This window comes from Oceanicoccus sagamiensis (assembly GCF_002117105.1).
GTDB lineage: Bacteria > Pseudomonadota > Gammaproteobacteria > Pseudomonadales > Dasaniaceae > Oceanicoccus > Oceanicoccus sagamiensis.
On record NZ_CP019343.1, the window covers coordinates 2898162 to 2923856 of the forward strand.

Annotated in this window: 25 protein-coding genes and 1 pseudogene; 11 read left to right on the top strand and 15 right to left on the bottom strand. The window is 48.6% G+C overall.

All coding sequences use genetic code 11. From position 1 onward, the window contains the following. Positions 1 to 20: 20 nt before the first annotated feature. Positions 21 to 704 carry an SDR family oxidoreductase gene (locus BST96_RS13375; protein WP_085759189.1) on the top strand — a complete coding sequence of 228 codons (684 nt, stop codon included), beginning with the start codon at positions 21 to 23 and terminating at the stop codon, positions 702 to 704. On the opposite strand, the gene BST96_RS13380 is transcribed toward BST96_RS13375, so the two are convergent. The 4 genes from BST96_RS13380 to BST96_RS13395 all read right to left on the bottom strand — a co-directional run bounded on the left by BST96_RS13380 (position 701) and on the right by BST96_RS13395 (position 3602). Further along, the gene (locus BST96_RS13380; protein ID WP_085759190.1) at positions 701 to 1480 is read right to left on the bottom strand and encodes a pyridoxine 5'-phosphate synthase; all 780 of its coding nucleotides are present in this window, start codon (positions 1478 to 1480) and stop codon (positions 701 to 703) included. The genes BST96_RS13375 and BST96_RS13380 overlap by 4 nt on opposite strands. 24 nt (positions 1481 to 1504) lie before the next feature. Then, entirely contained in the window at positions 1505 to 2089 is a 585-nt protein-coding gene (locus BST96_RS13385; protein WP_085759191.1) for a peptidylprolyl isomerase, read from the bottom strand. Between the two features lie 94 nt (positions 2090 to 2183). Continuing rightward, complete coding sequence (locus tag BST96_RS13390) at positions 2184 to 2843, bottom strand: TIGR04211 family SH3 domain-containing protein (RefSeq protein WP_085759192.1); 660 nt, start codon at positions 2841 to 2843, stop codon at positions 2184 to 2186. A 93-nt stretch (positions 2844 to 2936) separates the two neighbouring features. Continuing rightward, entirely contained in the window at positions 2937 to 3602 is a 666-nt protein-coding gene (locus BST96_RS13395; RefSeq protein WP_085760537.1) for a VC0807 family protein, read from the bottom strand. A gap of 204 nt (positions 3603 to 3806) precedes the next feature. Here BST96_RS13395 and BST96_RS13400 point away from each other — a divergent pair, with 204 nt between their 5' ends. The 6 genes from BST96_RS13400 to BST96_RS13425 all read left to right on the top strand — a co-directional run bounded on the left by BST96_RS13400 (position 3807) and on the right by BST96_RS13425 (position 8599). After that, the gene (locus BST96_RS13400) at positions 3807 to 4634 is read left to right on the top strand and encodes a PHP domain-containing protein (protein ID WP_085759193.1); all 828 of its coding nucleotides are present in this window, start codon (positions 3807 to 3809) and stop codon (positions 4632 to 4634) included. Between the two features lie 73 nt (positions 4635 to 4707). After that, positions 4708 to 5334 carry an L-threonylcarbamoyladenylate synthase gene (locus tag BST96_RS13405; protein ID WP_085759194.1) on the top strand — a complete coding sequence of 209 codons (627 nt, stop codon included), beginning with the start codon at positions 4708 to 4710 and terminating at the stop codon, positions 5332 to 5334. A gap of 234 nt (positions 5335 to 5568) precedes the next feature. After that, a complete protein-coding gene (locus tag BST96_RS13410) occupies positions 5569 to 6369 on the top strand; it encodes a segregation and condensation protein A (protein ID WP_240554944.1) in 801 nt (266 codons plus the stop codon). Continuing rightward, on the top strand, positions 6366 to 7205 hold the full coding sequence (scpB, locus tag BST96_RS13415) for an SMC-Scp complex subunit ScpB (RefSeq protein ID WP_085759195.1): 840 nt from the start codon (positions 6366 to 6368) through the stop codon (positions 7203 to 7205). The genes BST96_RS13410 and scpB overlap by 4 nt, the downstream gene beginning before the upstream one ends. A gap of 38 nt (positions 7206 to 7243) precedes the next feature. Next, positions 7244 to 8089, top strand: coding sequence for a 23S rRNA pseudouridine(2605) synthase RluB (rluB, locus tag BST96_RS13420; protein ID WP_085759196.1), 846 nt, complete (start codon positions 7244 to 7246; stop codon positions 8087 to 8089). A 27-nt stretch (positions 8090 to 8116) separates the two neighbouring features. Further along, positions 8117 to 8599, top strand: a complete 483-nt coding sequence (locus BST96_RS13425; RefSeq protein ID WP_085759197.1) for a hypothetical protein — start codon at positions 8117 to 8119, stop codon at positions 8597 to 8599. A 3-nt stretch (positions 8600 to 8602) separates the two neighbouring features. On the opposite strand, the gene BST96_RS13430 is transcribed toward BST96_RS13425, so the two are convergent. The 5 genes from BST96_RS13430 to BST96_RS13450 form a co-directional block, all read right to left on the bottom strand. Next, entirely contained in the window at positions 8603 to 9529 is a 927-nt protein-coding gene (locus tag BST96_RS13430; RefSeq protein WP_085759198.1) for a GGDEF domain-containing protein, read from the bottom strand. Positions 9530 to 9910: 381 nt separating this feature from the next. Further along, on the bottom strand, positions 9911 to 10672 hold the full coding sequence (locus BST96_RS13435) for a YciK family oxidoreductase (RefSeq protein ID WP_085759199.1): 762 nt from the start codon (positions 10670 to 10672) through the stop codon (positions 9911 to 9913). A 32-nt stretch (positions 10673 to 10704) separates the two neighbouring features. Continuing rightward, complete coding sequence (locus BST96_RS13440) at positions 10705 to 11376, bottom strand: HAD-IA family hydrolase (RefSeq protein ID WP_085759200.1); 672 nt, start codon at positions 11374 to 11376, stop codon at positions 10705 to 10707. Between the two features lie 11 nt (positions 11377 to 11387). Next, the gene (gene ubiG, locus BST96_RS13445; protein ID WP_085759201.1) at positions 11388 to 12098 is read right to left on the bottom strand and encodes a bifunctional 2-polyprenyl-6-hydroxyphenol methylase/3-demethylubiquinol 3-O-methyltransferase UbiG; all 711 of its coding nucleotides are present in this window, start codon (positions 12096 to 12098) and stop codon (positions 11388 to 11390) included. A 19-nt stretch (positions 12099 to 12117) separates the two neighbouring features. Then, positions 12118 to 13455 carry a TRZ/ATZ family hydrolase gene (locus BST96_RS13450; RefSeq protein WP_085759202.1) on the bottom strand — a complete coding sequence of 446 codons (1338 nt, stop codon included), beginning with the start codon at positions 13453 to 13455 and terminating at the stop codon, positions 12118 to 12120. A 282-nt stretch (positions 13456 to 13737) separates the two neighbouring features. On the opposite strand from BST96_RS13450, the gene gyrA reads away from it, so the two are divergent. The 4 genes from gyrA (at position 13738) to BST96_RS13470 (ending at position 18972) form a co-directional block, all read left to right on the top strand. Further along, a complete protein-coding gene (gene gyrA, locus BST96_RS13455; protein ID WP_085759203.1) occupies positions 13738 to 16383 on the top strand; it encodes a DNA gyrase subunit A in 2646 nt (881 codons plus the stop codon). A gap of 97 nt (positions 16384 to 16480) precedes the next feature. Continuing rightward, positions 16481 to 17557: a 3-phosphoserine/phosphohydroxythreonine transaminase gene (serC, locus tag BST96_RS13460; RefSeq protein ID WP_085759204.1), complete on the top strand. Its 1077-nt coding sequence runs from the start codon at positions 16481 to 16483 to the stop codon at positions 17555 to 17557. 5 nt (positions 17558 to 17562) lie between these two features. Next, a complete protein-coding gene (gene pheA / locus BST96_RS13465) occupies positions 17563 to 18678 on the top strand; it encodes a prephenate dehydratase (protein WP_085759205.1) in 1116 nt (371 codons plus the stop codon). A gap of 72 nt (positions 18679 to 18750) precedes the next feature. Then, positions 18751 to 18972 (top strand): DUF3622 domain-containing protein, encoded by a 222-nt coding sequence (locus tag BST96_RS13470; protein ID WP_085759206.1) that lies wholly within the window; start codon positions 18751 to 18753, stop codon positions 18970 to 18972. A 67-nt stretch (positions 18973 to 19039) separates the two neighbouring features. On the opposite strand, the gene BST96_RS13475 is transcribed toward BST96_RS13470, so the two are convergent. The 6 genes and pseudogenes from BST96_RS13475 to rsxB form a co-directional block, all read right to left on the bottom strand. Continuing rightward, the gene (locus BST96_RS13475) at positions 19040 to 19798 is read right to left on the bottom strand and encodes a tetratricopeptide repeat protein (protein ID WP_085759207.1); all 759 of its coding nucleotides are present in this window, start codon (positions 19796 to 19798) and stop codon (positions 19040 to 19042) included. Positions 19799 to 20357: 559 nt separating this feature from the next. Then, positions 20358 to 21071 carry an electron transport complex subunit E gene (locus tag BST96_RS13480; RefSeq protein WP_085759208.1) on the bottom strand — a complete coding sequence of 238 codons (714 nt, stop codon included), beginning with the start codon at positions 21069 to 21071 and terminating at the stop codon, positions 20358 to 20360. Further along, entirely contained in the window at positions 21071 to 21715 is a 645-nt protein-coding gene (gene rsxG / locus BST96_RS13485) for an electron transport complex subunit RsxG (RefSeq protein ID WP_085759209.1), read from the bottom strand. The genes BST96_RS13480 and rsxG overlap by 1 nt, the downstream gene beginning before the upstream one ends. After that, on the bottom strand, positions 21715 to 22773 hold the full coding sequence (gene rsxD, locus BST96_RS13490; RefSeq protein WP_085759210.1) for an electron transport complex subunit RsxD: 1059 nt from the start codon (positions 22771 to 22773) through the stop codon (positions 21715 to 21717). The genes rsxG and rsxD overlap by 1 nt, the downstream gene beginning before the upstream one ends. A gap of 2 nt (positions 22774 to 22775) precedes the next feature. Next, positions 22776 to 25097 carry an electron transport complex subunit RsxC gene (gene rsxC / locus BST96_RS13495; protein ID WP_085759211.1) on the bottom strand — a complete coding sequence of 774 codons (2322 nt, stop codon included), beginning with the start codon at positions 25095 to 25097 and terminating at the stop codon, positions 22776 to 22778. Further along, positions 25094 to 25692: pseudogene (rsxB, locus tag BST96_RS13500) on the bottom strand (electron transport complex subunit RsxB). Before rsxB ends, rsxC begins: the two are co-directional and overlap by 4 nt. Between the last annotated feature and the right edge of the window lie 3 nt (positions 25693 to 25695).

A 25695-nucleotide genomic window follows, 5' to 3' on the forward strand; every position in this document is an offset into this window, starting at 1 on the left:
TTATTGAGGAATTATTGATTATGAGCCATCAGCCATTAGCGGGAAAACGTATTTTTATCACCCATGCCGATGTGTTTATGGGGCCTACCTTATGTAAGGTCTTAACCGAGCAGGGGGCTACCGTTATTGCTGATACCCACTCTCTGCTAGATAAAGATGAGCCTGCCGCGCTGATAGAAGCCGCAGGTGATATTGATATATTAATTGCCAGCCTGGCGATACCGGCACCGACCTCATTGGCTATTGAAGCTAGCGATCAGGAGTGGGCCCATACCTTTGCCCATTTGGTGGACCCTTTGCCACGCCTGTGTCGTGCTGTCTTGCCACAGATGATTGAGCGCCAGGCGGGTAAAATACTGGTGGTGGGCAGTGCTTCGGCCCTGCGAGGTATTAAGCGTGCCAGCACATACAGTGCGGCACGGGGTGCGCAGTTAGCCTATGCGCAATCGCTGGCTCTGGAGGTGGCAAAAGAGGGGGTGCAGGTTAATGCGATTGCACAAAACTTTGTCGATAACCCCACCTATTTCCCGCAAGAGGTACAGCAAATGCCGGCGTTTCAGGAGAGGCTAAAGCGGGAAGTCCCGCTGGGTCGTTTGGTGACGATGGAGGAAGATTCAACGTTTATTGCTTATCTTTGCAGCGATGCCGCCAACTGTTTTGTTGGTCAGGTATTTCCTGTCTGTGGCGGCTGGGTTAACCGCTAGGTCTTACCTAAGCAGCGTTGATAGGCTTTGACGGCATTGGCCAGCCCCATGCTGATGGCATCGACAGTCATGGCATGGCCAATTGAAACCTCTAGCAGTTGCGGGATAGTGGCAAAGCGGCTCAGGTTATCCAGATTTAAATCATGACCTGCATTAAGGCCAATATTAATATCCTGAGCTTTTTCCCCAGCGCGGTAAAACTGTTCGAACACGGCATCGGCATTGTTATTAGTCTTAATAGCATCGGCATAGGGCCCCGTATATAACTCAATACGATCAGCTCCTACCTGTTTGGCCAGTTCAATTTGCTGCAAATCCGGGTCCATAAATAGACTGACACGGACCCCCAGCTTTTGCAGTTCCTGAATAATAGGGGCCAGTTGATCACCGCTTTGGGTTAAATCAAAACCATGGTCAGAGGTCAGTTGCTCATTGCTATCCGGCACCAAGGTGCATTGAGCCGGTTTGATATCTTTCACTAAATCAATAAAACCCGGGTAATCACTAACACCAGGTCGATCGCTCTTCATAGCGGGTGCAAAAGGGTTGCCCTCAATATTAAACTCCACGCTTAACATCGTGGCTAGATCATAGCAGTCATCCACGCGGATATGACGCTGGTCTGGGCGGGGGTGAACGGTAATGCCATCGGCGCCTGCATCAATACAGATTTGCGCATGGTGGGTAACGCTGGGGTAGGTGGTATCGCGGGAATTTCTAATCAGGGCGATTTTATTCAGATTAACGCTAAGATCAGCTGGCTTGGATTGGCTCACAGTATTCCCGCTTAATGGCTTCAGTTACTTAATAATTTCAACGCGTTCGATATAGACCGGTTCAACCGGCACATCGGCGTAGCTACCTAATGTCATGGTCGGTGTTTTTTCAATGCTTTTAACCACATACTGGCCGTCGGTAACAATGGCAAAAACTGCATAACCCGGGGTTTTGCCTTTTTTATCCAGACTGGAATTCATTTTGGTATTAATAAAAAATTGCGAGGTGGCGCTGTCGGGGTCGTTGGTTCTTGCCATAGCCAGAGTCCAGCGGTCGTTGTGCAGGCCGTTGCCGGATTCGTTAGCGATAGGCGCCTTGGGGTTTTTTCTCTGCATCTCTTTGGTAAAGCCACCGCCTTGAATCATAAAGCGTTTAATCACCCGGTGAAAAATCGTGTCGTTGTAAAAGCCAGACTCGGCATAGTCAATAAAGTTGGCTACGGTGATGGGGGCTTCTTTAGCATATAGCTCAATAGTGATTGGACCTTTGGTGGTGTGGATGATCGCCGTTGGATTTTTTGGCGTACTGTCCTTATCGGCTGCAAAGACAGGCATACAGGCCAAGCCTGAAAAAATTAAAGATAATAATAAGAGCGTCTGTTTTTTCATTACTGTATCCCGTTCTTCTGAATGACTGATGCCGGATTATAATCCGGCCTACTGTAGGGTGGATTATAATCCACCACCCACCCACACTAATACATTATGCCCAATCAGTACTTTTCTTGGGCCATGCTCTGGGGACAATCAAGGTAATCATAACACCAATCAACACGGCAAAAGCGCCATTCAGAAAAGCATCGCTCTCCTGATTATCTACCAGACGTTGGTTATCCGTAGAGAGCACCTCGACTTCATTTTTTAACATTTGATTTTCTTCGAGTAAGCGCTGGTTGTCTTCATTCAGTTGAATCGCATTGGCAGAGATCGCTTTAATATTTTCCAGCTCTTTGCTGACTTCGTTGTTGTTGCTGGTAAGCGATGTCAGTTTATCCTGAGTACTGGCATGCTTGCTGCTGATCTCATTAAGCTGCTGTTTAAGCGCTGAATTTTTACCTTCCAGGTTGGCAATCGTGCCCTGGGCGGTTTTATACATCGCCCTGCCGGAAGGTTGTTGGCTTAAGTCCTGATTTTGAACCCAGCCTTCGATACCTTTGCGGGTGCGTACCTGGATGTAACTGCCATCTTCGCTTGTCCCAATTTGAGTGAGTGATGTCCCGCTAACCAGATATTTAACAATACGGTATTCATTGCTTTGGCCACTGCGCATTGCCACCGTTAGCTGGTCGCTGACATAAAGGGTTTGGCTGTAAAGTTGGCTGCTGGCGGCGAATAACGCCAACCATAGAACAAGGTTTTTCACTGGGTTTTCCTTCTGGTCTGGCTGTGCTGATTGCTAATAAGAATTATACGTTTTTTATCTTGCTATTATAGACCCTGATCAGGGGTGCGACGCTTAAGCCTCGTTAAATATTTCCTCAGCTTTTAAATGCGTTAATTTTTGAATATGGTGCAGCAAATAATACAGCGCGCCCATGAGTACAATGGTGCTGGGTAGAGCTATAACGGGGAAGCTAAGTGCGGTCATTTTGCCGAGTTCCTCGGTAAAGGCTACGGTGCCCGGCTCGCTGACCAGGATGACTTTGGCCAGAATATAATTGAGTACCGATGATAGAAAAAACGAGCCAGCGACCATATACGAGGCATTGACCAGTTTATGCTCAAAGGCATCCTGGTTATGGTTGGCCTCCAGCGCTGCTTTGACCTTGTCGATTTGCAGTATTTGATCATTAAACAGAAAGGTTTTGACCAGCGGGTATTTGGTTCGAACGGAGAATAGGGTGGCAAGGCCAAAACAAGCGGGAATAGCGGCCTCTTTAATCGCAATATATTGCGGGTCCAGTTGTAACAGGCTAATACCGCCTGTTAATACCACACTCAGGATACCCAGAGCAGAAAAGAAGTTGGCTTTATGGTTCTCCAGATAATCTTTGACTCCAAAGATGATCGGGAAGCTGAGCGCCACCACAATACTGTAAACCGGCCCCAAATAATCCTCGGAGCTGAGTTTGGTCATAATCAGGGTAGGGATAATGATATTAAAGGCCAAATTGGCGAGCATGCTGGGCTTTTTTTCTTTTTTGGGCTGCTGCTGTGTTGGTTCGGTGGTCACTGAGTAAACGGCTCCTGATTAAATCACGCTTTAATCACTGGTATTGTGCTGCTAGGCATTAATGGAGGCAAATAATGCCACAAATTGCGTTACTATGTTGTCCACCATTTCTCCAATTGGCGATTTATTTTTCTGACTGCAAGGTATCTACCGGTGAATATTGATTTTCACAGCCATACTACCGCCTCCGATGGCGCCCTGACCCCAATGGATGTATTACTCCGTGCCAGAGAGCAGGGCGTTGAGATGATGGCGATTACTGATCACGATACGGTCAGTGGCTATCAGTCTGTGCGGGAGCAGTGGCAGGACGATACGATGCAGTTAATCGCCGGGGTGGAGTTGTCCTGCCTCTGGGGGCGACGTTTGATTCATGTAGTAGGCCTGAATATCAATATTGATAACCAGCTCCTGCAACAGGGTCTGGCCGAACAGCAGCAGTCGCGCCTTGATCGGGCGGTATTGATCGGCGATAAGCTGGCTAAACAAGGCTTTGAGGGGGGGTATGCCTTTGTTGCGCAATTGGCCGGTGACAGCCAAATTGGCCGCCCGCATTTTGCTCAATTTCTGGTTGAGCGAGGGCATGTTAGCTCGGAGAAAGAGGCTTTTAAGCGTTATCTGGGCGCTGGCAAAATTGGCGATGTAAAATCCAGCTGGCCGGAGATGGCCAAGGTTATCCAGTGGATTAATGATAGCGGTGGGGTCGCGGTTTTGGCCCACCCCTTACATTATAAAATGACAGCCACTAAACTGCGGGCCCTGGTGACAGATTTTAAAGCACAAGGTGGCGCCGCTATTGAGGTGATTAGTGGCAAACAGCCCAAAGACCGCACCCAGTACCTGGCACAACTAACCGAGCAGTTTGACTTGGCGGCATCCATTGGCAGTGATTTCCACCGCCCCGGCATGCCATGGAATGAGTTAGGGCAGGCAGGCGTTTTGCCCAAGAGTTGCCAACCCGTTTGGTCAGTATTCAAGTAGGGTGGATTACAATCCATCATGATGCATAAGCGGTGATAATGGTGGATTATAATCCACCCGACGGAGTGAGTTAATGAGTCAGTTTTTCCAAATACACCCGGATAACCCGCAATCGCGGTTGATTAACCAGGCGGTGGATATTATTCGCAAAGGAGGGGTGGTGGTTTACCCCACGGATTCTGGCTATGCTCTGGGCTGCCATTTGGGCGATAAAAGGGCGCTGGAAACCATCCGCCGTATCCGCAAGCTGGATGCCAAGCACAACTTTACCCTGATCTGTCGGGATTTATCGGAGTTGGGCAACTATGCCCGGGTTGATAATAGCGCCTACCGCTTGCTTAAAAATCATACCCCAGGGCCTTATACCTTTATTCTCAAAGCCACCAGCGAAGTGCCCAAACGCTTAATGCATCCCAAGCGTAAAACCATTGGCCTGCGGGTGCCGGAAAACAATATCACCCGTGAGCTATTGGCGGGCCTGAATGAGCCTATGATGAGTGTTACGATGATGCTGCCGGGAGATGACCAGCCCATGACCGACCCTTATGAGATCCGCCAGACTCTGGAACATGAGCTGGATCTGGTGATTGATGGTGGATACTGCGGTATGGAGCCTACCTCGGTGATTGATCTGGTGGAAGATACCCCGGAAATTATCCGCCGCGGCCAGGGTGACGTAAGCCACTTTGAGGTGGATTAATCGGTCTGGCTACTGTGATCAGATAAGCATTGCCTATATAATGGCTGCCATTGAAATAGCACCCTTTAGCCCAACAACCCCAAGCAGTGAGATAACAATAAATCCGTGGATGACGAGCTAGTAATAGACAAGGCCCCTGAAGATCAGGCTTTTGCCCCAGAAGAACCCGTGCTGGTGGACGCTGTGGCGGAAACTGCGGCGGCGGAGAATCAGCCCTCACCGGGTTTAAAAGAGTTGCGCAGCGGTGGTTCACAGCAGGGTGAGATGCCTTTTGCTGTTGTTCAGGGTGAGGCTGTTACCGAGATCCCTCAGGATTTATATATTCCCCCCGATGCGCTGGAAGTCTTTCTGGACGCCTTTGAAGGCCCCCTGGATCTGTTGCTCTATCTGATCAAGCGCCAGAATATTGATATTCTCGAAATCAATGTCGCCAATATCACCCATCAATATATGCAGTATGTGGCGATGATGGATTCTATGCAGTTTGAGCTGGCGGCGGAATATCTGCTAATGGCGGCGATGCTGGCCGAAATTAAATCCCGTATGCTTTTACCCCGTTCTGCCGATGCGGAAGAAGATGAAGAAGATCCGCGGGCACAGCTGATTCGTCGCTTGCAGGAATATGAGCGCTTTAAGCAAGCCGCTGAAGATATTGACGAGATGCCCCGTCTGGGCCGTGAAATCTTTGAAGCCAGCGCTGCGCCACCGGATGTTAAAAAGGAACGCCCGGAGCCGGTGGTTGAAATGAAAGAAATTCTATTAGCCCTGGGTGAAGTGCTGCGCCGCGCCGATATGTATGAAAGCCATCAGGTACAAAAAGAAAAGCTGTCTACCCGTGAGCGTATGTCGCAGGTATTGACCATGTTATCGGATAATTCCTTTACCCCATTTGTATCCCTGTTTACCGTTGAAGAAGGCCGCCTGGGTGTGGTGGTTACCTTTCTGGCGGTTATGGAATTAATTAAAGAATCACTGGTTGAAATTGTTCAGTCTGAACCTTTTGGCCCCATCCACGTTAAAGCAAGATCATCATGAGTATCGATAGCAAACAATTACAAAATATTCTTGAAGGTGCCTTATTGGCTTCGGCAAAACCCTTGACCGTGGCACAAATGGCCGAGTTGTTTGATGAGGAAATGGAAGAGCGTCCGGCCAATGATGTGATTCGCGCGGTGTTGGAAGATATTCAACACGCCTGTGAAGGCCGCGGCTTTGAATTAAAAGAAGTGAATAGTGGTTTTCGCTTTCAGGTAGTGCAAACGGTTGCCCCTTGGGTGGGTCGTTTATGGGAAGAAAAACCCCAGAAATATTCTCGTGCCCTGTTGGAGACACTGGCCTTAATCGCTTATCGCCAGCCTATTACCCGAGGTGATATCGAAGATATTCGCGGTGTTGCGGTTAGCTCCAATATTATTAAAACCCTGTTAGAGCGTGAGTGGGTTCGTGTAGTAGGCCATAAAGATGTACCGGGTCGCCCTGCCATGTATGCGACTACAAGGCGTTTCCTGGATTATTTTAATCTTAAAAATCTGGAAGATTTACCGACGCTGGCTGAAATTCGTGACCTTGATACCATGAATGAAGAGTTAGCCCTTGAAGGGGCTGATACGCTTGACCCTGAAGCCGTTGCTGCGGGTACTGAAGATACTCTGGGTGAAGATACGGTCAGTGAAGAAAGCCCTGCTGCGGATTTAGATAACGACGATACGGCCAATACTGACGATGCTACCGTTGAAATGGAATTTATTGATGAGCTGGATGACCATGCAAACGATGATAGTAATACCGTTGAAGCGGTTGAGACAGACGCTGGCGATAGCGAGTCCATCGACGAGACCAAAGCGGGCGATGAAAGCGATATCCCTGCTTAATTGCTATTCCCTTTTAAAGTAAACAAAAGCTAAATGTTATGACTGATTCTCCTGCTGGCGAAAAACTGCAAAAACTCCTCGCCCAAGCCGGCGTTGGCTCTCGCCGTGAGATGGAAAAGGTGATCAGTGCCGGACGCGTACAGGTTAATGGCACCATCGCCCGGCTGGGTGATCGTGCCTCTCGCCGCGATAAGATTTCAGTGGATGGCCACCTGGTCAAGCTAACCGATGAAAACGTCGGTCGCGTTCTGGTCTACAACAAGCCCGAAGGTGAAATTTGTTCCCGCAATGACCCTGAAGGCCGCAAAACCGTTTTTGACCGTCTACCTAAAGTCAAAGATGGTCGCTGGATTGCAGTGGGCCGTCTCGATTTTAATACCACCGGCTTATTATTGTTTACCACCGATGGTGAGTTGGCCAATGCACTAATGCACCCCTCATCAGAAATTGACCGCGAGTACTTATGCCGTGTGTTAGGCAATGTGGATGAGGCGATGTTACAGCGGATGATGGATGGCATTTTGCTGGATGACGGTGTGGCCAAGTTTACCGATATTGTCGATGGTGGCGGTGAAGGCGCCAACCGCTGGTTCTATGTTGCCTTAATGGAAGGTCGCAACCGAGAAGTACGCCGCCTGTGGGAATCCCAGGAGGTTCAGGTCAGCCGCTTAAAGCGGGTGCGCTTTGGTAAAGTCTTTTTACCCCCCAAGCTTAAGCAGGGGCAGTGGGAAGAGATGAACTATAAGGATATGCAAGAGCTTTACAAAATGGTGTCCATGGATGCGCCCAAGCCGGTAAAAATTCTACCCAAAGAGTTGGAAACCATGGAGCGTATGCAGCGTAAAAATCGTGGTATTAAACGTCCCACACGAGGCCGACGCTAAGTTCACACTATCTGTTAGATGTAGCTTATGTCAGAGAAGAAAAAACTGATCATCATTACTCTCGCTACGCTGTTAGTGGTTAACAGTGTTTTTTTAGCGGTGTATTTTCTGTATTTTTCTCCTTCTGTTGATAAAGACGATGCCGCTACTGCCGCTGCTTTATCAGCATCCACCACCCAGAAACAAGCAGGCAATGAAACTGCCGACGCTGCCGAAGTCAATCCGCTGGACGCCTATTACAGTGTGCATTTTAACTTTGGTGATGCGGTCGATTTATGCATGAATGAAGCCCGTTCCAGAAATAAAAATCTGGTGCAGCTAGTGCTCAATGAGCATTCCAGCCGCTTTAATGAAACGGATAATAGATATCTGATTAAGTTGGATAGCTATGTGGGTACACCGATGCTTTACGATGAAAAACAGCATACCTGCGAGATCGACCCGGAAACTCAGGGCGTCGCTTTTTACAAGGAAATTGTTAGAAGAACGGCAGTCAGGCCTAAGGGTTAACGGCTAGGCGTTAACCACCCGGTTTCTGCCTTCACGCTTGGCCTGGTAGAGCGCCTTATCGGCACGGCTAAATAGCGTCGCCATATCATCTTCGTCTTCCAGCGTGGCAACACCGACACTCACCGTTACATTGAGCGAGTTCTCTTCAAAGGTGGTGGTCATATTTTCAATATATTGACGAATACGTTCTGCCACAACCGCGGAGCCATTGGCTTCAGTATTGTTAAGAATTAACACAAATTCCTCACCACCAAAACGATAAGCGCGGTAGGCTGCATCGGTTTCGCGGCTGCAAAGTGTCAAAATATGCGCGACATCTTTCAGTACATAATCACCGGCAGTATGGCCATAGTTGTCATTAATAGTTTTAAATTTATCAATATCAACAACCAGTACCGATAGCGCCTGGTTATGACGTTTGGCCAGCGCCACTTCGCGTTCAAGCGTATTTTCCAGTGCCATACGGTTGCCGGAACCTGTAAGCGGGTCCCGCAGTGCACTTTGCACGGCTTCACGGTACATCAGGGAATTGCGGATAGGGCAGATCAGGCAGCCAATCAGCATTTCCAGTAACTGTAATTCTTTTTCACTAAAGCGTTTGCCGCGGCTAAAGGCCACCTCACCCAGTGAGTCTTTATTGGTGACCAGTTTGTAGTGGCAGTTATGGCGGGCGCCTATGCCAAGCTCAATATTAGAGGTCAGTTTGCTGTTGCGGTAAGTCAGGCTGTCGATGGATAAGGTGCGCTGCACTTCATCAAAAAATAGTTGCAGAACCAGCGGCAGTTCCAGTGTGGTTTGCAGGATATTGCTGAGCTGGAGGCGTAATTCGGCATGTTGTTCAACACGAATAGCTTCAGTACGTTTCCGGTTACCCGGTGATTTCGGGGTGGGGAAAGCAACAGTATTTGAACTTTGTACTGTGGTTACCATAACTCTAAAGCCTCAAAGCATTACTACATATTATCCGGTGGCAGGTATGGCAAAACACACCTGAAACGGTCTACTAAAGGCTAAATAGCGAAAACTGTGCCACAAATCACACTGTCTTATTAAGTCTATGATAAATAAGAGAAAAAATATTAAAGAGGGTTGTGTTTGGGGGCTTGGGCGGCAAAAGCGGCAATGTTTGATTGCCGTCAGTCAAAGTTCTGCCGCTGGCTTTGCCGCTTTGGTTGATGCTGTCTGTACAGCGGTTTGTGGAAGGTTGCGCGACTCAAATCAGGGCCCGAACACTGTAGGGTGGATTGTAATCCACCAGAGTCATACCCAGAGCAGCTGGAACAGGTGGATTACAATCCACCCTACCTTAGGCTAGCTTTTAGGTTGGGCATCCAGCGCTTGCCCATTAATGCCCTGGCTATCAGCACCCATCAAATATAGATATAAGGGCATAATCTCTTTGGGTAAGGGATTTACCGAGGGGTCTTCAGCGGGGTAGGCGGTATGGCGCATCCCGGTATTGGTTGCACCGGGGTTGAGGGAGTTAACCCGGATATTGCTGGTATTGGCGAGTTCATCTGCCAGTGTTTCCATCAGGCCTTCGGTGGCGAATTTCGAGATGGCATAAGGTCCCCAGTAAGCACGTCCTTTGCGGCCAACACTGGAAGCGGTAAAAATAATCGAAGCGTCCGGGGATTTTTCCATCAGTGGCAGCAGGGCTTGAGTCATCATAAAGGGGGCATTGGCATTAATCTGCATCACCTCCAGCCATTCTTCACTATCAGTTTGGGCTATCGGTTTGCGGTCACCCAAAATACTGGCGTTATGCAATAAACCATCGAGTTGGCCAAACTCCTGCTCCAGAGTGTCATGCAGATCGTGGTAATCTTTCATCACCGCACCGCCCAGATGGATAGGGTAAATGGCAGCCTGCGGATAGCCGGCATGTTCAATTTCGTCATAGACCGCTTCGAGTTTCTCGATGGTTTTACCCACCAGAATCACCGTTGCTCCATAGGCGGCGAAGGTAATGGCAGCGCAGCGGCCAATGCCATCGCCGGCACCGGTTACCAGAATGATACGGCCTGTTAACAGATCATCAGGGGCTTGATAGAGGTGGGGGGTGTCGGACATGGTGATTACCGTTATCGATGGACAGTGGTGGATTAAAAGTGTTGGATTAATAAGGCCTGAATCTCATCGGCGTGATCGACATAAAAGTCCGCCTGCCAGTTTTCCGCAGGATCATCCGCTTCTATATAGCCATAGTTAACCGCCATAGTTTTCATATCGGCATTTTTTCCAGCCTCTATATCACGGCGATGATCACCAATATAGAGCGTCTGTTGCGCTTCGCAGCCGATGTGTTCGCAGGCTAGCAACAGTGGTTCCGGGTCTGGCTTGGTATGGGTGACGTCATCCGGGCAGACCAATGCGCTGCAACGCTCGCTCAATAGCAAGTCCCTGAGAATGGGCTCGGCATAGAGGCGTGGCTTATTGGTGACAATGCCCCAGGGGATGTTGTTGGACTCCAGCCATAGCAACAATTCATGCATGCCGGGGAATAGCGAGGTTTCGACGCTAAGGTGCTGGCCGTATAGCTCCAGTAACTCCAGTCGTAAGGCTTCAAAGCCGTCATCGCCTTCTTGCAGCTCAAACGCCAGAGTGATCAGGGCTCTGGCACCGTGTGAGACCGTTTCGCGAATAGCGCTATAGGGCAGTTCAGCTTTACCGTGGCGCTCTAATAACAGATTAACCACCACGGCAAAATCTGGCGCGGTATCAATGAGCGTGCCGTCCAGGTCAAAGAGTACGGCTTGTAGTGCGGTGCTTGTCATAAAAAAGTCGCTTACAGAGGTTTGCGGGTATGGACTAAATAATTAACATCGATATCGTCATCGTTAAGTCGGTAGTGTTTACTCAGGGGGTTATAGGTCATCCCTGTGATATCCTGCATCTGTAAACCCGCTTCACGAACCCATTGCCCCAACTCAGAAGGCTTAATAAATTTATCGTAATCGTGGGTGCCCTTGGGCAGTAGCTTCAATAAATACTCAGCACCAATAATACTAAATAAGTACGACTTGGGATTGCGGTTAATGGTAGAAAAATACAGGTCTCCACCGGGGCGTACCAAGGTAGCGCAGGCCTTAATCACCGAGCCTGGGTCAGGCACATGTTCCAGCATTTCCAAGCAGGTCACTATATCGTATTGGCCAGCCTCTACCGCGGCTAAATCTTCGGCGGTGCTCTGTCGGTAATTTACCTTTACGCCCGATTCCAGTTGGTGCAATTTGGCCACGGATAAAGGTGCTTTGCCCATATCAATACCGCTAACCGTCGCACCGCGCTGGGCCATGGCTTCACATAAAATACCGCCGCCGCAACCTACATCCAATAGCGTTTTGCCTGCCACCGGTGAGCGCAGGTCAATATAGTTTGAGCGCAACGGGTTAATCTCATGCAGTGGTTTAAATTCACTGTTTTTATCCCACCAGCGGCTGGCCAGGGCTTCAAACTTGGCGATTTCCGCGGGATCTACATTGGCTGAGGCTGTCACTTGGCTTACCTTTTACTAATCAGTGTTTGGTGGTGATAATTTTATCGCGCCAGTTTTGAGCTTTTGCGACGATTTCCGGAATATCCAGATTGGCCGGTTGTCGGTCGGCCAGTACCTGTTGCCCGTGAATCCAGCTATGGGTGACATGGTGGCCGCAGGCGGTATAGACCAATTGGGAGATCGGTTCATAAACCGGCTGTAGCTCAATAGCGCTAAAATCTATGGCAATAATATCCGCCTGCTTGCCAACTTCCAATGAACCCAGTTTCGTATCCATGGATAAAGCTTTGGCGCCACCCAATGTTGCGGCCTCCAAAGCCTGCCAATCAGCCAGTGCAGAGGCATCCGCTGAAACCGCCTTAGCCAATAGGGCCGCTGTGCGCATTTCTGCAAACATATCGAGGCCGTTGTTACTAGCCGCGCCATCTGTACCCAGCGCAATGGTAATACCGTCTTCAGCCAATACTTTCACCGGGCAGAAACCACTGGCCAGTTTTAAGTTCGATTGCGGGCAGTGAATCACTGAGGCGCCGCTGGCTTTAACAATGGCAATATCCTCTTCAGTGAGTGCAGTCATATGCACTAGCTGGGTTTTGGGGCCGAGTATGCCGAGCTCGTTCAGTCGGGCAATAGGGCGCTGGCCATACAGTTTAAGGTCGTCATCGACTTCCTGCTGGGTTTCATGGACATGGATATGGATACTGATATCCAGCTCCGCCGCTAACATGCTGACTTTCTGTAGGCCTTCATCGCTAACCGTATAGGGAGCATGGGGGCCAAATACCACATCAACCAGCTCACTGTGTTTAAAGTCGTCCCTTACCGCCAGACCTTTTTCAATATAGTTGCTTGGGTCCTGGCCCCAAATGGTGGGGAAGTTAAAGATCGGGAAGGCAATTTGTGCCCTGATACCGGCTTCGCTGGCAACTTTTGCCACCACATTGGGAAAGAAGTACATATCACTAAAGGTGGTTGTGCCTGAGCGCAGCATCTCTGCCACCGCTAGCTGAGTGCCATCGCGGACAAATTCCTCGCTGACCCATTGGCCCTCGGCCGGCCAGATAAATTCCTCCAGCCAGGTTTGTAATGGCTGGTCATCGGCCATACCGCGAAACAGGCTCATGGCGGCATGGCCATGGGCATTGATTAGCCCAGGGGTTAGCGCATGTTCCGGTAGATCGATACCGTAATTGGCATCAAAGCGGGCCATGGCTTCGTCTTTCGGCAGGATGGCAATAATAGTGCCGCCGTCGATAGCGATACTGTGGTTTTCCAGTACCGTTTTGGCGGGCCTGACAGGAATAATCCAGCGCGCGCTGATTAAAGTATCGATCGTTTGAGGTGTTTGATGGCTCATAGAAACGCTGAAATATTGTCTGGATTTTTGTGTGCTGGCGAGTATAACCGGATTCCTTGACAATTGCCCTTTATCGGCTGGAAAAAGAAGCTATTTAAGGGCGATTTAAGCGGATTAGAACTGTCGATATCGTATTGATTTATGGTATGATTTTGCCCTTGTTCAGGCAGCACTTTCAGCAGGGAAGTGATAGATAATTGCTGGTGTAACACCTGGCATAATAATGACAAACAAACGCCTTAAAACTGATCAAATCCAAAATAATTAGGAATGCCATTCCCTATGGGTGAATCAACCGATATTGCAAGCAATGAAATCCTTCCGGTTAACATCGAAGATGAGCTAAAACAGTCTTATCTTGATTATTCCATGAGCGTTATTGTCGGCCGAGCCTTGCCCGATGTGCGCGATGGTTTGAAGCCCGTTCACCGTCGTGTGTTATTCGCCATGAGCGAACTCAATAACGATTGGAACAAAGGCTATAAAAAATCAGCCCGTGTGGTCGGCGATGTGATTGGTAAATACCACCCGCACGGTGATTCTGCGGTGTATGAGACGATTGTTCGTATGGCACAGCCGTTTTCGCTGCGCTATATGCTGGTAGACGGACAGGGTAACTTTGGTTCCGTCGATGGTGATTCAGCGGCGGCTATGCGTTATACCGAAATCCGCATGCGTAAGATTGCCCACGAAATTCTGGCCGATCTTGATAAAGAAACCGTGGATTGGGTGCCTAACTACGATGGCACTGAGATGATCCCGGCGGTTATGCCCACCAAAATACCCAATCTACTGGTGAATGGTTCTTCCGGTATCGCGGTTGGTATGGCGACCAATATCCCGCCACATAACCTTAATGAAGTCGTTACCGGCTGTTTAGCCCTGATCGACAACCCCGATATCACCATCGACGAATTGATGGAGCATATTCCAGGCCCTGATTTCCCCACCGCGGCCATTATCAATGGTCGTGCGGGTATCTTGCAGGCCTACCGCACCGGCAAAGGCCGTATTTATATTCGCGCTCGGGCGGAAGTGATTAGCAACGAAAAAACCAACAAAGATACGATTATCATCAACGAGATTCCTTATCAGGTAAACAAGGCTCGTTTGATTGAAAAAATTGCCGAGCTGGTTAAAGAGAAAAAGATCGAAGGTATTGCCGAGCTGCGCGATGAGTCTGATAAAGACGGTATGCGTATAGTGATCGAAATGAAGCGCGGCGAAATGGGCGATGTCTGCCTGAACAACCTCTACGCTCAAACCCAGTTAGAAAATGTCTTCGGTATTAATATTGTGGCGCTGGTTGATGGCCAGCCCCGCTTATTGAACTTAAAAGAATTGTTAGAGTACTTTGTACTGCACCGTCGTGAAGTGGTCACACGCCGTACCGTTTACCTGTTAAGAAAAGCCCGCGAGCGTGGCCATATTCTGGAAGGTCTGGCGGTGGCGATTTCCAATATCGATGAAATGATCGAATTGATTAAATCCTCCGATACAACCGCAGAAGCCAAAGAAAAATTGTCTGCCCGAAGCTGGGAACCCGGCGAAGTGATGGGTATGTTAGAGCGTGCCGGAGCGGGTGATTTACAAGCAGCAGCTTCTCGCCCTGAAGATTTGGCGGAAGGTTTCGGTTTTATCGATGGCAAATACAACCTGTCACCGGTTCAGGTGCAAGCCATTCTCGATATGCGCTTACAGAAACTGACCGGCCTTGAGCATGAAAAACTGCTAAAGGAATACCAGGAAAAACTCGACGAAATTACCGAATACCTAAGCATATTGGCGGATGCCCTTAAGCTAATGGGTATTATCCGCGAAGAACTACAACTGGTTGTTGATGAATACGGTGATGAGCGTCGCTCTGAAATTATCGAGTCACAGCGCGATTTGACCGAAGAAGACCTGATTACCGAAGAAGACCGAGTGGTGACTATCTCTAACGGTGGTTACGCCAAAACTCAGGCCCTTAGTGATTACCAGGCCCAGCGTCGCGGCGGTATGGGTAAGTCAGCAACAGCGGTTAAAGATGAAGATTTTGTAGAGCATCTGATTATTGCCAGTACCCACGATACGATTTTGTGTTTCTCCAATGTGGGCAAAGTGTATTGGCTCAAAGTTTTCCATATTCCTCTGGCCGGACGTAATGCACGGGGCCGTCCAATGGTTAATTTATTGCCATTGGAAGAGGGTGAGCGTATTACCTCGATTATGCCAGTCAGTGAATATACTGAAGGCCACTATATCTTTATGGCTACCGCTAACGGTACCGTTAAGAAAACAGCCCTCACTGATTTTGCCCGCCAGCGTAGCGTAGGTTTACGTGCACTGGAACTGGAAGAAGGCGATGTACTGATCGGTACCGAAGTCACCACCGGTGATTGCGATGTGATGCTGTTTAGCTCCGCGGGTAAAGCGGTGCGCTTTAACGAAAACGATGTGCGTGCTATGGGCCGTACCGCCAAAGGTGTTCGTGGTATTCGCCTTGAAGACGGTCAGAAAATGATTTCCTTGCTAGTGCCCAAAGACGGTGGTCGGATGCTATCAGTCTCTGTTAATGGCTATGGTAAGCGCACCGAGTTTACCGAGTTTGCTACTAAAGGCCGTGGTAACAAGGGTATGATCTTTATGCAGGCTTCTGAGCGTAACGGCGATATCGTCGGTGCGGTACAGGTGTTTGATGGCGATGAACTGATGATGATCTCTGACCAAGGCACTATGGTGCGTACCCGTACTGATGAGATTTCAGTGCTGGGTCGTAATACCCAGGGCGTGCGCGTTATTCGCTTGAAAGAAGGTGAGCATGTGGTGGGTGTTGAGCGTATCGACGAGCCTGATGAAGTCGCTATTATAGAAGAAGACGCTGAATCTGGGGAAGTAAGTGCCAGCCCTGCTAGTGATGCCGGTGAAAGCTCGCCAGAAGAATAAAGTATTAAGGCTTTATTCTAGCAATAGTTCCAGTAACGTCAGGCACCTTTTCCTAAGGTTCAGGCCTGACGTTCTGTTTTTAAAAGAGGTTGATTGAATGTCCCGTAAATATAATTTTTGTGCAGGCCCTGCTGCATTACCTGAAGCTGTTTTACAACAAGCCGCCGCTGAGCTGGTTGATTACCAGAGTGCTGGTTTATCGATTATGGAAATGAGCCACCGTTCACCCGAGATTGTGGCAATAGCTGAAAAAGCCGAAGCGGATTTTCGTGAGTTATTAGATATTTCTAATGATTACGCAGTATTGTTTTTACAAGGTGGGGCCAGCACACAGTTTGCCTCTGTGCCGCTGAACTTATTGGGCGATAAAACCGCCGCCGATTATGTTAATACCGGGCAGTGGTCTAAAAAAGCCATCAAAGAAGCCAAGCGCTTTGCCGATGTTAACGTGGTGGCCAGCTCAGAAGATAGCAACTTTACCTCCATCCCTGCTTTTGATAGCTGGAACCTAAATAAAGATGCCGCCTATTTACACTACACCCCTAACGAAACGATTGGTGGTGTTGAATTTATGTGGACGCCGGAAGTTGATGTGCCGTTAGTGGCCGATATGTCTTCAACCATTTTATCGCGCCCCATTGATGTGAATCAGTTTGGTGTTATCTATGCCGGTGCGCAAAAGAATATTGGCCCAGCTGGCCTAACCATTGCGATTGTTCGCAAGGATTTATTAGGCAAGTCCAGCTCCCATTGCCCAACCATGTTGGATTACCAGACCGCGGCTGATAATGACTCCATGTATAACACTCCGCCGACTTACGGTATGTATCTGGCTGGTTTGGTGTTCCAGTGGTTAAAAGATCAGGGTGGTTTGGCCGCGATCGAAACCATTAATTGTCGTAAAGCGGATAAATTATATCACTTTATTGATACCAGCGACTTTTACGCCAACCCGGTTGAAGTGGCCAGTCGTTCATTAATGAATGTCCCCTTCACTCTGGCTAACGCCGATTTGGATAAGCAGTTTTTGGCGGAATCAGAACAAGCCGGTATGCTAAACCTTAAAGGTCATCGCAGTGTCGGTGGTATGCGCGCGAGTATTTATAACGCGGTACCGGAAGCGGCTGTCGATGCCCTGATCGACTTTATGAAAGACTTTGAATCAAGAGCCTAAACGCCATGTCAGAGAATAAGGACTTAGACCAGCTGCGTCAGGAAATCGATACTATCGATACGCAGATTCACCAACTACTTAATCAGCGCGCAGAGTGTGCTGAGCGCGTAGCAGAAACCAAGTTGCGAGAATTTGGTGCTGAAAATGGTGAAGGGGATTTATCTCGGGTTATGTTCTATCGCCCTGAGCGGGAAGCTCAGGTGCTGCGTAAAGTGATTGATCGTAATAGCGGGCCACTGGAAGGTAAAACCGTTGCCCGCATCTTCCGTGAAATTATGTCGGCGTGTTTGGCCTTGGAAAAACCCATGGAAGTGGCCTATTTCGGCCCAGAGGGTACCTTTACCCAGGCGGCTACCATTAAGCATTTCGGTCAGTCGGTGATTAGTCTGCCCCAGCCCAGTATTGCCACGGTGTTTTCACAGGTGGAGTCAGGGCAGTGCAACTACGGCGTAGTACCAGTAGAAAACTCTACCGAAGGTATGGTGAGCCATACTCTCGATAATTTTATGGATTCACCGCTGAAAATTTGTGGTGAAGTAGAGCTGCGTATCCAGCTACATTTACTGGCCAATGAAAACGCCAGCTCTGATACCATCAAAACGATTTGCGCCCATCAGCAAGCGTTAGCGCAGGCCCGTAACTGGTTGGATAATAACTGGCCCGGCGTTGATCGTATTGCGGTTGCCAGCAATGCTGAAGCGGCAAAAATGGCCAAAGATGATGCTTCTATCGCGGCAGTAGCCGGTGATATTGCTGCCGAGCAGTATGGCCTTATGAAAATTGCCAAAAGCATTGAAGACTTTGCCAATAACACCACACGCTTTTTAATTATTGGTAATGAAGAAGTTGCCCCCAGTGGCAGTGATAAAACCTCATTAATTGTTGAAGCCAACAATAAGCCGGGCGCACTGTTAAAACTGCTGGAACCCTTCCAGAGTTCAGGTGTTAGCCTGACACGTATCGATACGCGTCCCTCGCGCACTGATACCTGGGCCTATGTCTTTTTTATAGAGTTTGAAGGCCATAAAGACGACGACAATATTGCCGGTATACTGGAAGGCCTTGGTGACCACTCTCGCGTATTAAAAGTACTGGGCTCTTACCCTAAGGCCGTACTTTAAATTTTTCTGCTCCGGCAGCTATTCTTAACAATAACGCAGCTATTGCTTTGCTGCGTTTTATAGGTAAATACCATGTCCAAAACAAAAAAATTCAGTACACAGGTGCTGGAAGATAACGGTAGTTGGAAAGCGGAAATCCATAGAAAGGTGACCGCCAAAACGACTACAGTCAGCAAAGCTCAGGATGGCTTTAGTACAGAACAGGAAGCCCAAGACTGGGCCGAAGCTGAGTTGCAACTCTTTATGAAGCAATTAAATGAGCGAAATAAGCAGAGAAATCAACAGCGCGCTTAAAATACCGGGCACAAAAAAGCCAGCAATAGGCTGGCAGTGTGGGGGAGTCTTGCTTGCTAAAGATTGTCTATAAAGAAGAAACCTGCTGGTCCCCTTCCTTAGCAATAATATCTAATAGTTGCTGCGCTTTGGCTTGACCGGATACCAGAGCATCCTCCAGCCAGATAACCGCCATCTCATTACTCTGTACCGTGCCGGTACCTGAGTAGTACATATAGCCCAGTAAATATTTAGCATTGGCATCACCGGAAGCCGAAGACGCTTTGGCCCAGGTAAATGCTTTTTCATTGTTTTGCTCTACGCCTTCACCTTTCATATACATTAAGACTAATTTAAATTGCGCAGGGGCAGAGCCGTTATTCCCAGCTTTGTTAAGCCAGTACTCAGCCTTCTCGGCATTTTTTGTCAGACCTTTTCCCGCTTCAATAAGTAGGGCGTATTCATACTGTGCTCTGGCATAGTCAGCTTTGGCTGAGCGTCCGTACCAGGTTGCAGCGCCATCATAATCCCCTTTTTTTGCCAGCAATTTACCGAGTTGATACTGCGCTTGCGGCGCGCCTTTTTTGGCGGCCCGTGAATACCATTTTTCAGCTTCTTTTAGGTCTTGCTTAATATATTTTCCTTGGTCATTTAATAAGCCCAGGCTATACATTGCTGAAATATTTTCACGTTTGGCGGCCTTTTTCCAATGCTTGACGGCTTTAGAAATATCTTGTTTTTGATAGGCCGCGAGACCTTTTTCAAACATGGCATCGCCACCAGCCAAGGCGCCTTGGCTTAGCAGCATGGTTAGAATAATAAAGCTTATCGTTCTGATTATAGTCATGAGAAACTCTCCCAGGTTGTTTTAATCCGTTGTTCTTCTAAGTGAAGTATCCGTTGTTGCTAGTTCGACTTATCGAAATATTGGTTACAAGTTATACACTGAAGATAGTGGATAGTGTAGGTACTTCAACCTATGTTCAGAAATACTCTAAAAAGAGTGAGTGCCTAAGTTTTAGGCTATTAAAACCTAGGTGTTTCTGTGACCAATGTCACAAAAAGTTATAGCAGTGGCAATATTTTGCTTTTTCAGTGCTAGAAAAAATGGCGGATATAAGGCCAAAAGAGAAGAGGGAATAGATATTTTTAATAAGAAAAGATGCCGGTTATTTCTACCTGTGCACATTGCTGCCCGGAATAAATGTCTTCATTAAGGCCAGATTTATTGTAGCGCCGGATGTTTAAACCAGAAAGAGTGTTCAATGCCCAGATATTGTAGGGTGGATTATAATCCATCAGGCCCAGCCGGGAGTAGCCAAAACCGGTGGATTATAATCCACCCTACGGTCTAGAGCGTTTGTTCCGGCCAGTAATGCATCGGTGCAGGAATAACGGCGAAGAGCTTAAGAGATATTGCCAGTAACACGAACCCGCTTGGAGCCCGTTGCAGGTTTTTCTTTTAGCGCATCCTGACGCTGTTTGATCTGGCTATCAATCAGGTTTTTAACAGCAATAATTAAGCCGGTAAAAATAAAGGCGCCAGGGGGTAGGATAGCTAATAAGAATTGTTTGTAATCAGAGAACACAACAATCTTCCAGTTGGCGGCTGCCTCACCAAATAATAAATCCATATTATTAAATAAAGCACCGGTACCAATCAGTTCTCTCATGGCACCTAAGGCAATTAAAATAACTGCAAAGCCAACACCCATAATAAAGCCGTCATACATGGCTGGTAGCAGGGAGTTTTTTGAGGCATAGGCATCGGCGCGGCCCAGAATCACGCAGTTGGTGGTAATCAGTGGTAGAAAAATACCGAGGATTTGAAATAGTTCATAGGTATAAGCCTGCATTAATAGTTCAATACAGGTAACCGCCGCCGCAATAATCATAACAAAGGCGGGCAGTCGCACTGCGTCGGAGACAATACCGCGGATTAACGAGACGCAGGAATTTGAAATAATTAGCACCATCATGGTCGCCAAAGCCATACCGATTGCATTAATAACCGAACCGGTAACCGCCAGTAATGGGCATAGACCTAATAGTTGAACAATGGCGGGATTGTTTTTCCACAAACCATTAAGCGAGAGTTCTTTATAATCTACCTCACTCATTATTGCTGCCCCTCGGTATGCGCAGTGATTGGCTGCTTTAGGATATCGTGCTGGTGCTGATTAAAATATTGCAGGGTTTGCAATACAGTTTGAGTCACAGCACGGGGTGTAATCGTTGCCCCGGTAAACTGATCAAATACGCCCTTATCTTTTTTAACCTTCCATAATTCAACGGTAGGGTTCAGTAGCGACTTATTGATAAAGCCATCAATCCATGCGCTTTTTTTACGATCAATGCCATCACCCAGGCCCGGTGTTTCACGGTGGGATAACACCCTTGCACCAGCAATAGTGCCATCGACATTTATACCAATAATCATATCAATATCGCCGGTATAGCCTTCTCTGGCGGTGGCGGGGAAAATCACCGCAACAGCTTCACCATCCTGGCGGGCGATATAGTATTTTTTCTCTGAGCGCAGCCCCAGCATATCACTGTCACTAATACCGTGAGCATCTTCCAGCATAGAATTGTTATGGCGTGATTTGGGCACAATTTCCAATAGGGCCCGTTCTTCTGCCTGGCGAATATTCTCGCGAATAATATCCTGGGAGCCCAGATAGGTACCGGCAATAATAGCGGTACTTAAAATGGCAAAGAAACCTAATAGCAGTGAGTTGCGGCCTATCGATTCACCTAACATTATTCGCCTCCCTCTTTGCTGGAAGGTTGGTGGCCATAGGTTCTTGGCTGCGTATAGTAATCTAATAGGGGCGCAGCAAAGTTCATCAGTAAGACTGAGAAGGCGATAGCATCGGGATAATTACCCCAGACACGAATTAAATACAGCAGTACGCCGATCAGTGCACCATAAATAATTTTACCTTTGACCGATACCGCCGAGGTGACTGGGTCAGTAACAATAAAGAAGGCACCAAACATAGTAGCGCCACTGAGCAAATGAAATAGCGGTGAGCCGCCGGAAGCAGAGCTGCCGCCATCATAAAATAGCGCCGAGATAAGGGTCAGCGATATCAGCATGCTAATAGGCGCATGCCAGGTAAATACCCGCTGTGATAATAAAAATAAACCACCTGCCAGAAAACCAAGATTGGCCCATTCCCAGCCCAGCCCGGCCCATTGACCAAACTGGGGAGATTGCGCCCACAGGTCTTCAACCAGCAGTGAATTATTTTGTTTAAGAATATCTAACGGTGTGGCCATGGTAATGCCATCAACGGCAAAAGCGGCAACGGCTTCACGGCCTGCAAATAACACATTGATAGCGTCTAATAAGCCCGGCATCTCACCGGCAAAGGCCTGCCTTGGTGCTGCCCAGGTTGTCATTTCTACCGGGAAGGAGATCAGCAGTACCACATAGCCCACCATAGCCGGGTTAAAGGGGTTATAACCCATACCGCCATAGAGGTGCTTGGCAATTAAAATTGAAAAGCCAACGCCGACAACAATCAGCCACCAGGGGGAGTAGGCCGGCATAGCAATAGCCAGTAAGACGGCGGTAACCAGTGCGCTGTAATCACCCAGATAAAAACCCAGAGGACGTTTACGCAGTTTTAATGCTAAGGCTTCAGCGCCCAAAGCCACGATGCAGGCAAACACGATATTGACTAATACACCCCAGCCAAAGTGCCAGCTTAGCGCCAGTACTCCGGGGATAGTGGCCAGCAACACTAACTGCATAACCCGTGCAGTATTTAGCGGGCCAGTAGCGTGGGGCGATGTAACAGTAAACAGTGCCATAGTTAATTGTTCTGCTTGTAGTCGTCGTAGGCTTGCTTGGCGTCGACTAACTTAAGGTCCAGTTTTGCCAGTGTCTCGGTCAGGATATCAACGGTATCACTGCCTTCGGCTTGAGCGGTAGCCAGTTTGTCGCGGGTTTTATCTAAACGTTTGCCCAGTGCCTCAACGGCATTGAGTAAACGCTCTTCGTCCGTCATGGAGGACGCCGCTTCACGTTTTGCCAGCGCCCGGGCGATAGCATCTTGCGCAGCATCACCAGAAGGGGCGGGTTCCGCTGCTTTTTCGGCAGGTATCTCTGCCAGTTCCTGTTCCGCTTTGGCCAGTTTTTCTTGCAGGCCAGCTAACGTCTTTTCAAAAATATCCAGCTTGTCCGAATCTTCGGCTTTGGCGGCTTCCAGTTTAACTTGTGCTTTCTCGATACGTGTCTTCAGCGAGTCTACCGCCTGCTGGGCTTTTTCCCGCGGGCTTAAGTCTGCCTTGCTAGCGCGTTTTTCCTGTGCGCGTTGTATTGCCAGTTGCGCAGGGTCGGTGCTAGCTTCTGGGGCCGGGTTGTCAGCGATAAAGGTATCCAGCGCGGTTTTAGCAGCTTGATATTTTGCTTCGGTTTTTTCTACGCCGGTGCGGAAGGCATCCACTTTATCGGAGCCTTCCTGTTCAGCTTGTTGTAATTTTTCTTTGGCGGCAGCCAGGCGTTTTTCCACACTGGCCAGGGCTTTTTCAAGACTCTCTTTGGTGGGGGCTTCTTCGGCACCGCCAGCGCGTTTGGCCTTGGCTTTTTCAATCGCGGCCTGGGCCGGGTCAACGGCGGCCTTTTTGGCTTTGGCTCTTTCCACGGCGGCCTGCACGGCATCAACTTTACCGGCGTCGGCATTGCCTGCGGCGCGGGCTTCGGCGGCGGCTTTACGGGCTTTGCGTTTGGCTTCTTTTTCCGCCTCTTGCCGTTCAATACGTTCCTGCCGTGCTTCAAAGCGGGCTTTGGATTGCTCGGCTTTAATCGCATCTTCTTTCTGCTGGCGAATATCCGCTTTGGAGGCGCGATAATATTGCACTAAGGGAATATTGCTGGGGCAGGCAAAAGAGCAGGCGCCACACTCAATACAATCCATCAAGTTGTGGGCTTCGAGTTTTTCGTATTCTTTGCCGCGGGCAAACCAATACATTTGCTGGGGTAGCAGCGAAACCGGGCAGGCTTCTGCACACATACCGCAACGAATACAGGCTTGTGCCGGTGTAGGCGGAGGAATTTCTTTTTTGCTGGGGGCCAATATACAGTTAGTGGTTTTAACCACCGGTACGGTTTCGCTATTTAGCGTAAAGCCCATCATCGGGCCGCCCATAATTAACCGGGAGGCTTTTTTCTGTTGGTAGCCAGCCAGTTCTAATAAGTGGCTAATGGGTGAACCTAACAGTACTTCATAGTTACGGTTTTGCTCACAGGCTTCACCGGTCACTGTCGTAATACGAGAAATTAACGGCTCGCCCAATTGTATAGCGCGGTAAATAGCAACAGTGGTGCCGAGGTTCTGGCAAACAATACCCACTTGGGCAGGTAAGCCACCGGAGGGAACTTCTTTACCGGTTAAAATTTGGATTAATTGTTTCTCACCACCAGAAGGGTATTTGGTGGGAAAACTAACAACTTCAATACCCGAACCTTCAGCGGCTTTTTCTAAAGCGGCAATCCCTTCAGGCTTATTATCTTCAACCCCGATAATCGCCTCTTTAGTGGGCTTAATCAGATATTTTAAAATTTTAGCGCCAGCAATAATTTCTTCGGCGCGTTCGCGCATCAACATATCGTCGGCGGTGATATAAGGTTCGCATTCGGTGCCATTGATAATCAGTGTTTCAATAACCTGGTCATCACGGGTGCCGAGTTTTACCGCCGATGGAAAGCCTGCGCCGCCCATACCGGCAATACCTGCTTCGCGAATACGGTTGAGTAATTCTTTTTTATCGACGGCGGTATAGTCCTCAAGACCGCTATGGTCTATCCACTCGTCTTTGCCATCGGCCTGGATAATAATGCAGGGGGCAGCCATACCAGAGGGGTGGGGAATATTGCGCTGTTCAATCGCAATCACTTCGCCAGAGGTAGAGGCATGAACCGGCACGCTAACAAAACCTTTGGCTTCGGCAATCATTTCGCCTTTTAATACTTTCTGGCCAATCTCTACAATCGGTGCAGCCGGTGCGCCGATATGCTGTGATAGCGGGAACACTAACTGGTCGGGAATACCTGCACTGGTAATGGCCAGCTGGTTAGATTGCGTTTTGTTTTCCGGTGGATGAACACCACCATGGATATCCCAGACTTTTCTCACGCGGCCACCTCACTGTCTTTATCAGTGGCAATCACTTCAGCGGGCTTGGGTAAATCCCAGCTCCAGGTTTGCACCGTGGTTTCTATCGGCAGCATATCAATACAATCTACCGGGCAAGGTTCAACACAGAGATCACAGCCGGTACACTCGCTGGCGATAATTGTATGCATTTGCTTGGCTGCGCCGAGAATGGCATCAACGGGGCAGGCCTGAATACATTTGGTACAACCGATACATTCATCTTCCCGGACAAAGGCGACGGTTTTAATATTTTCTTCACCGTGCTCCGCATCCAGTGGGACCGCTTCAACATCTAATAAATCAGCCAATGCCTGAATAGTGGTTTCCCCGCCGGGGGGCATTTATTGATGGCTTCGCCATTGGCAATAGCTTCAGCATAGGGGCGACAGCCGGGGTAGCTACACTGGCCGCATTGGGTCTGGGGTAATAAGGCTTCTACTTGATCGGCAATTGGATCGCCTTCGGTTTTAAATTTTACCGCGGCAAAACCCAGCAGTGCGCCAAAGGGAACCCCCAAAATCACCAGAGCGATAATGGCAGCGACAAAGGGCTGTTGGTTAATAAGTTCAATCACTGC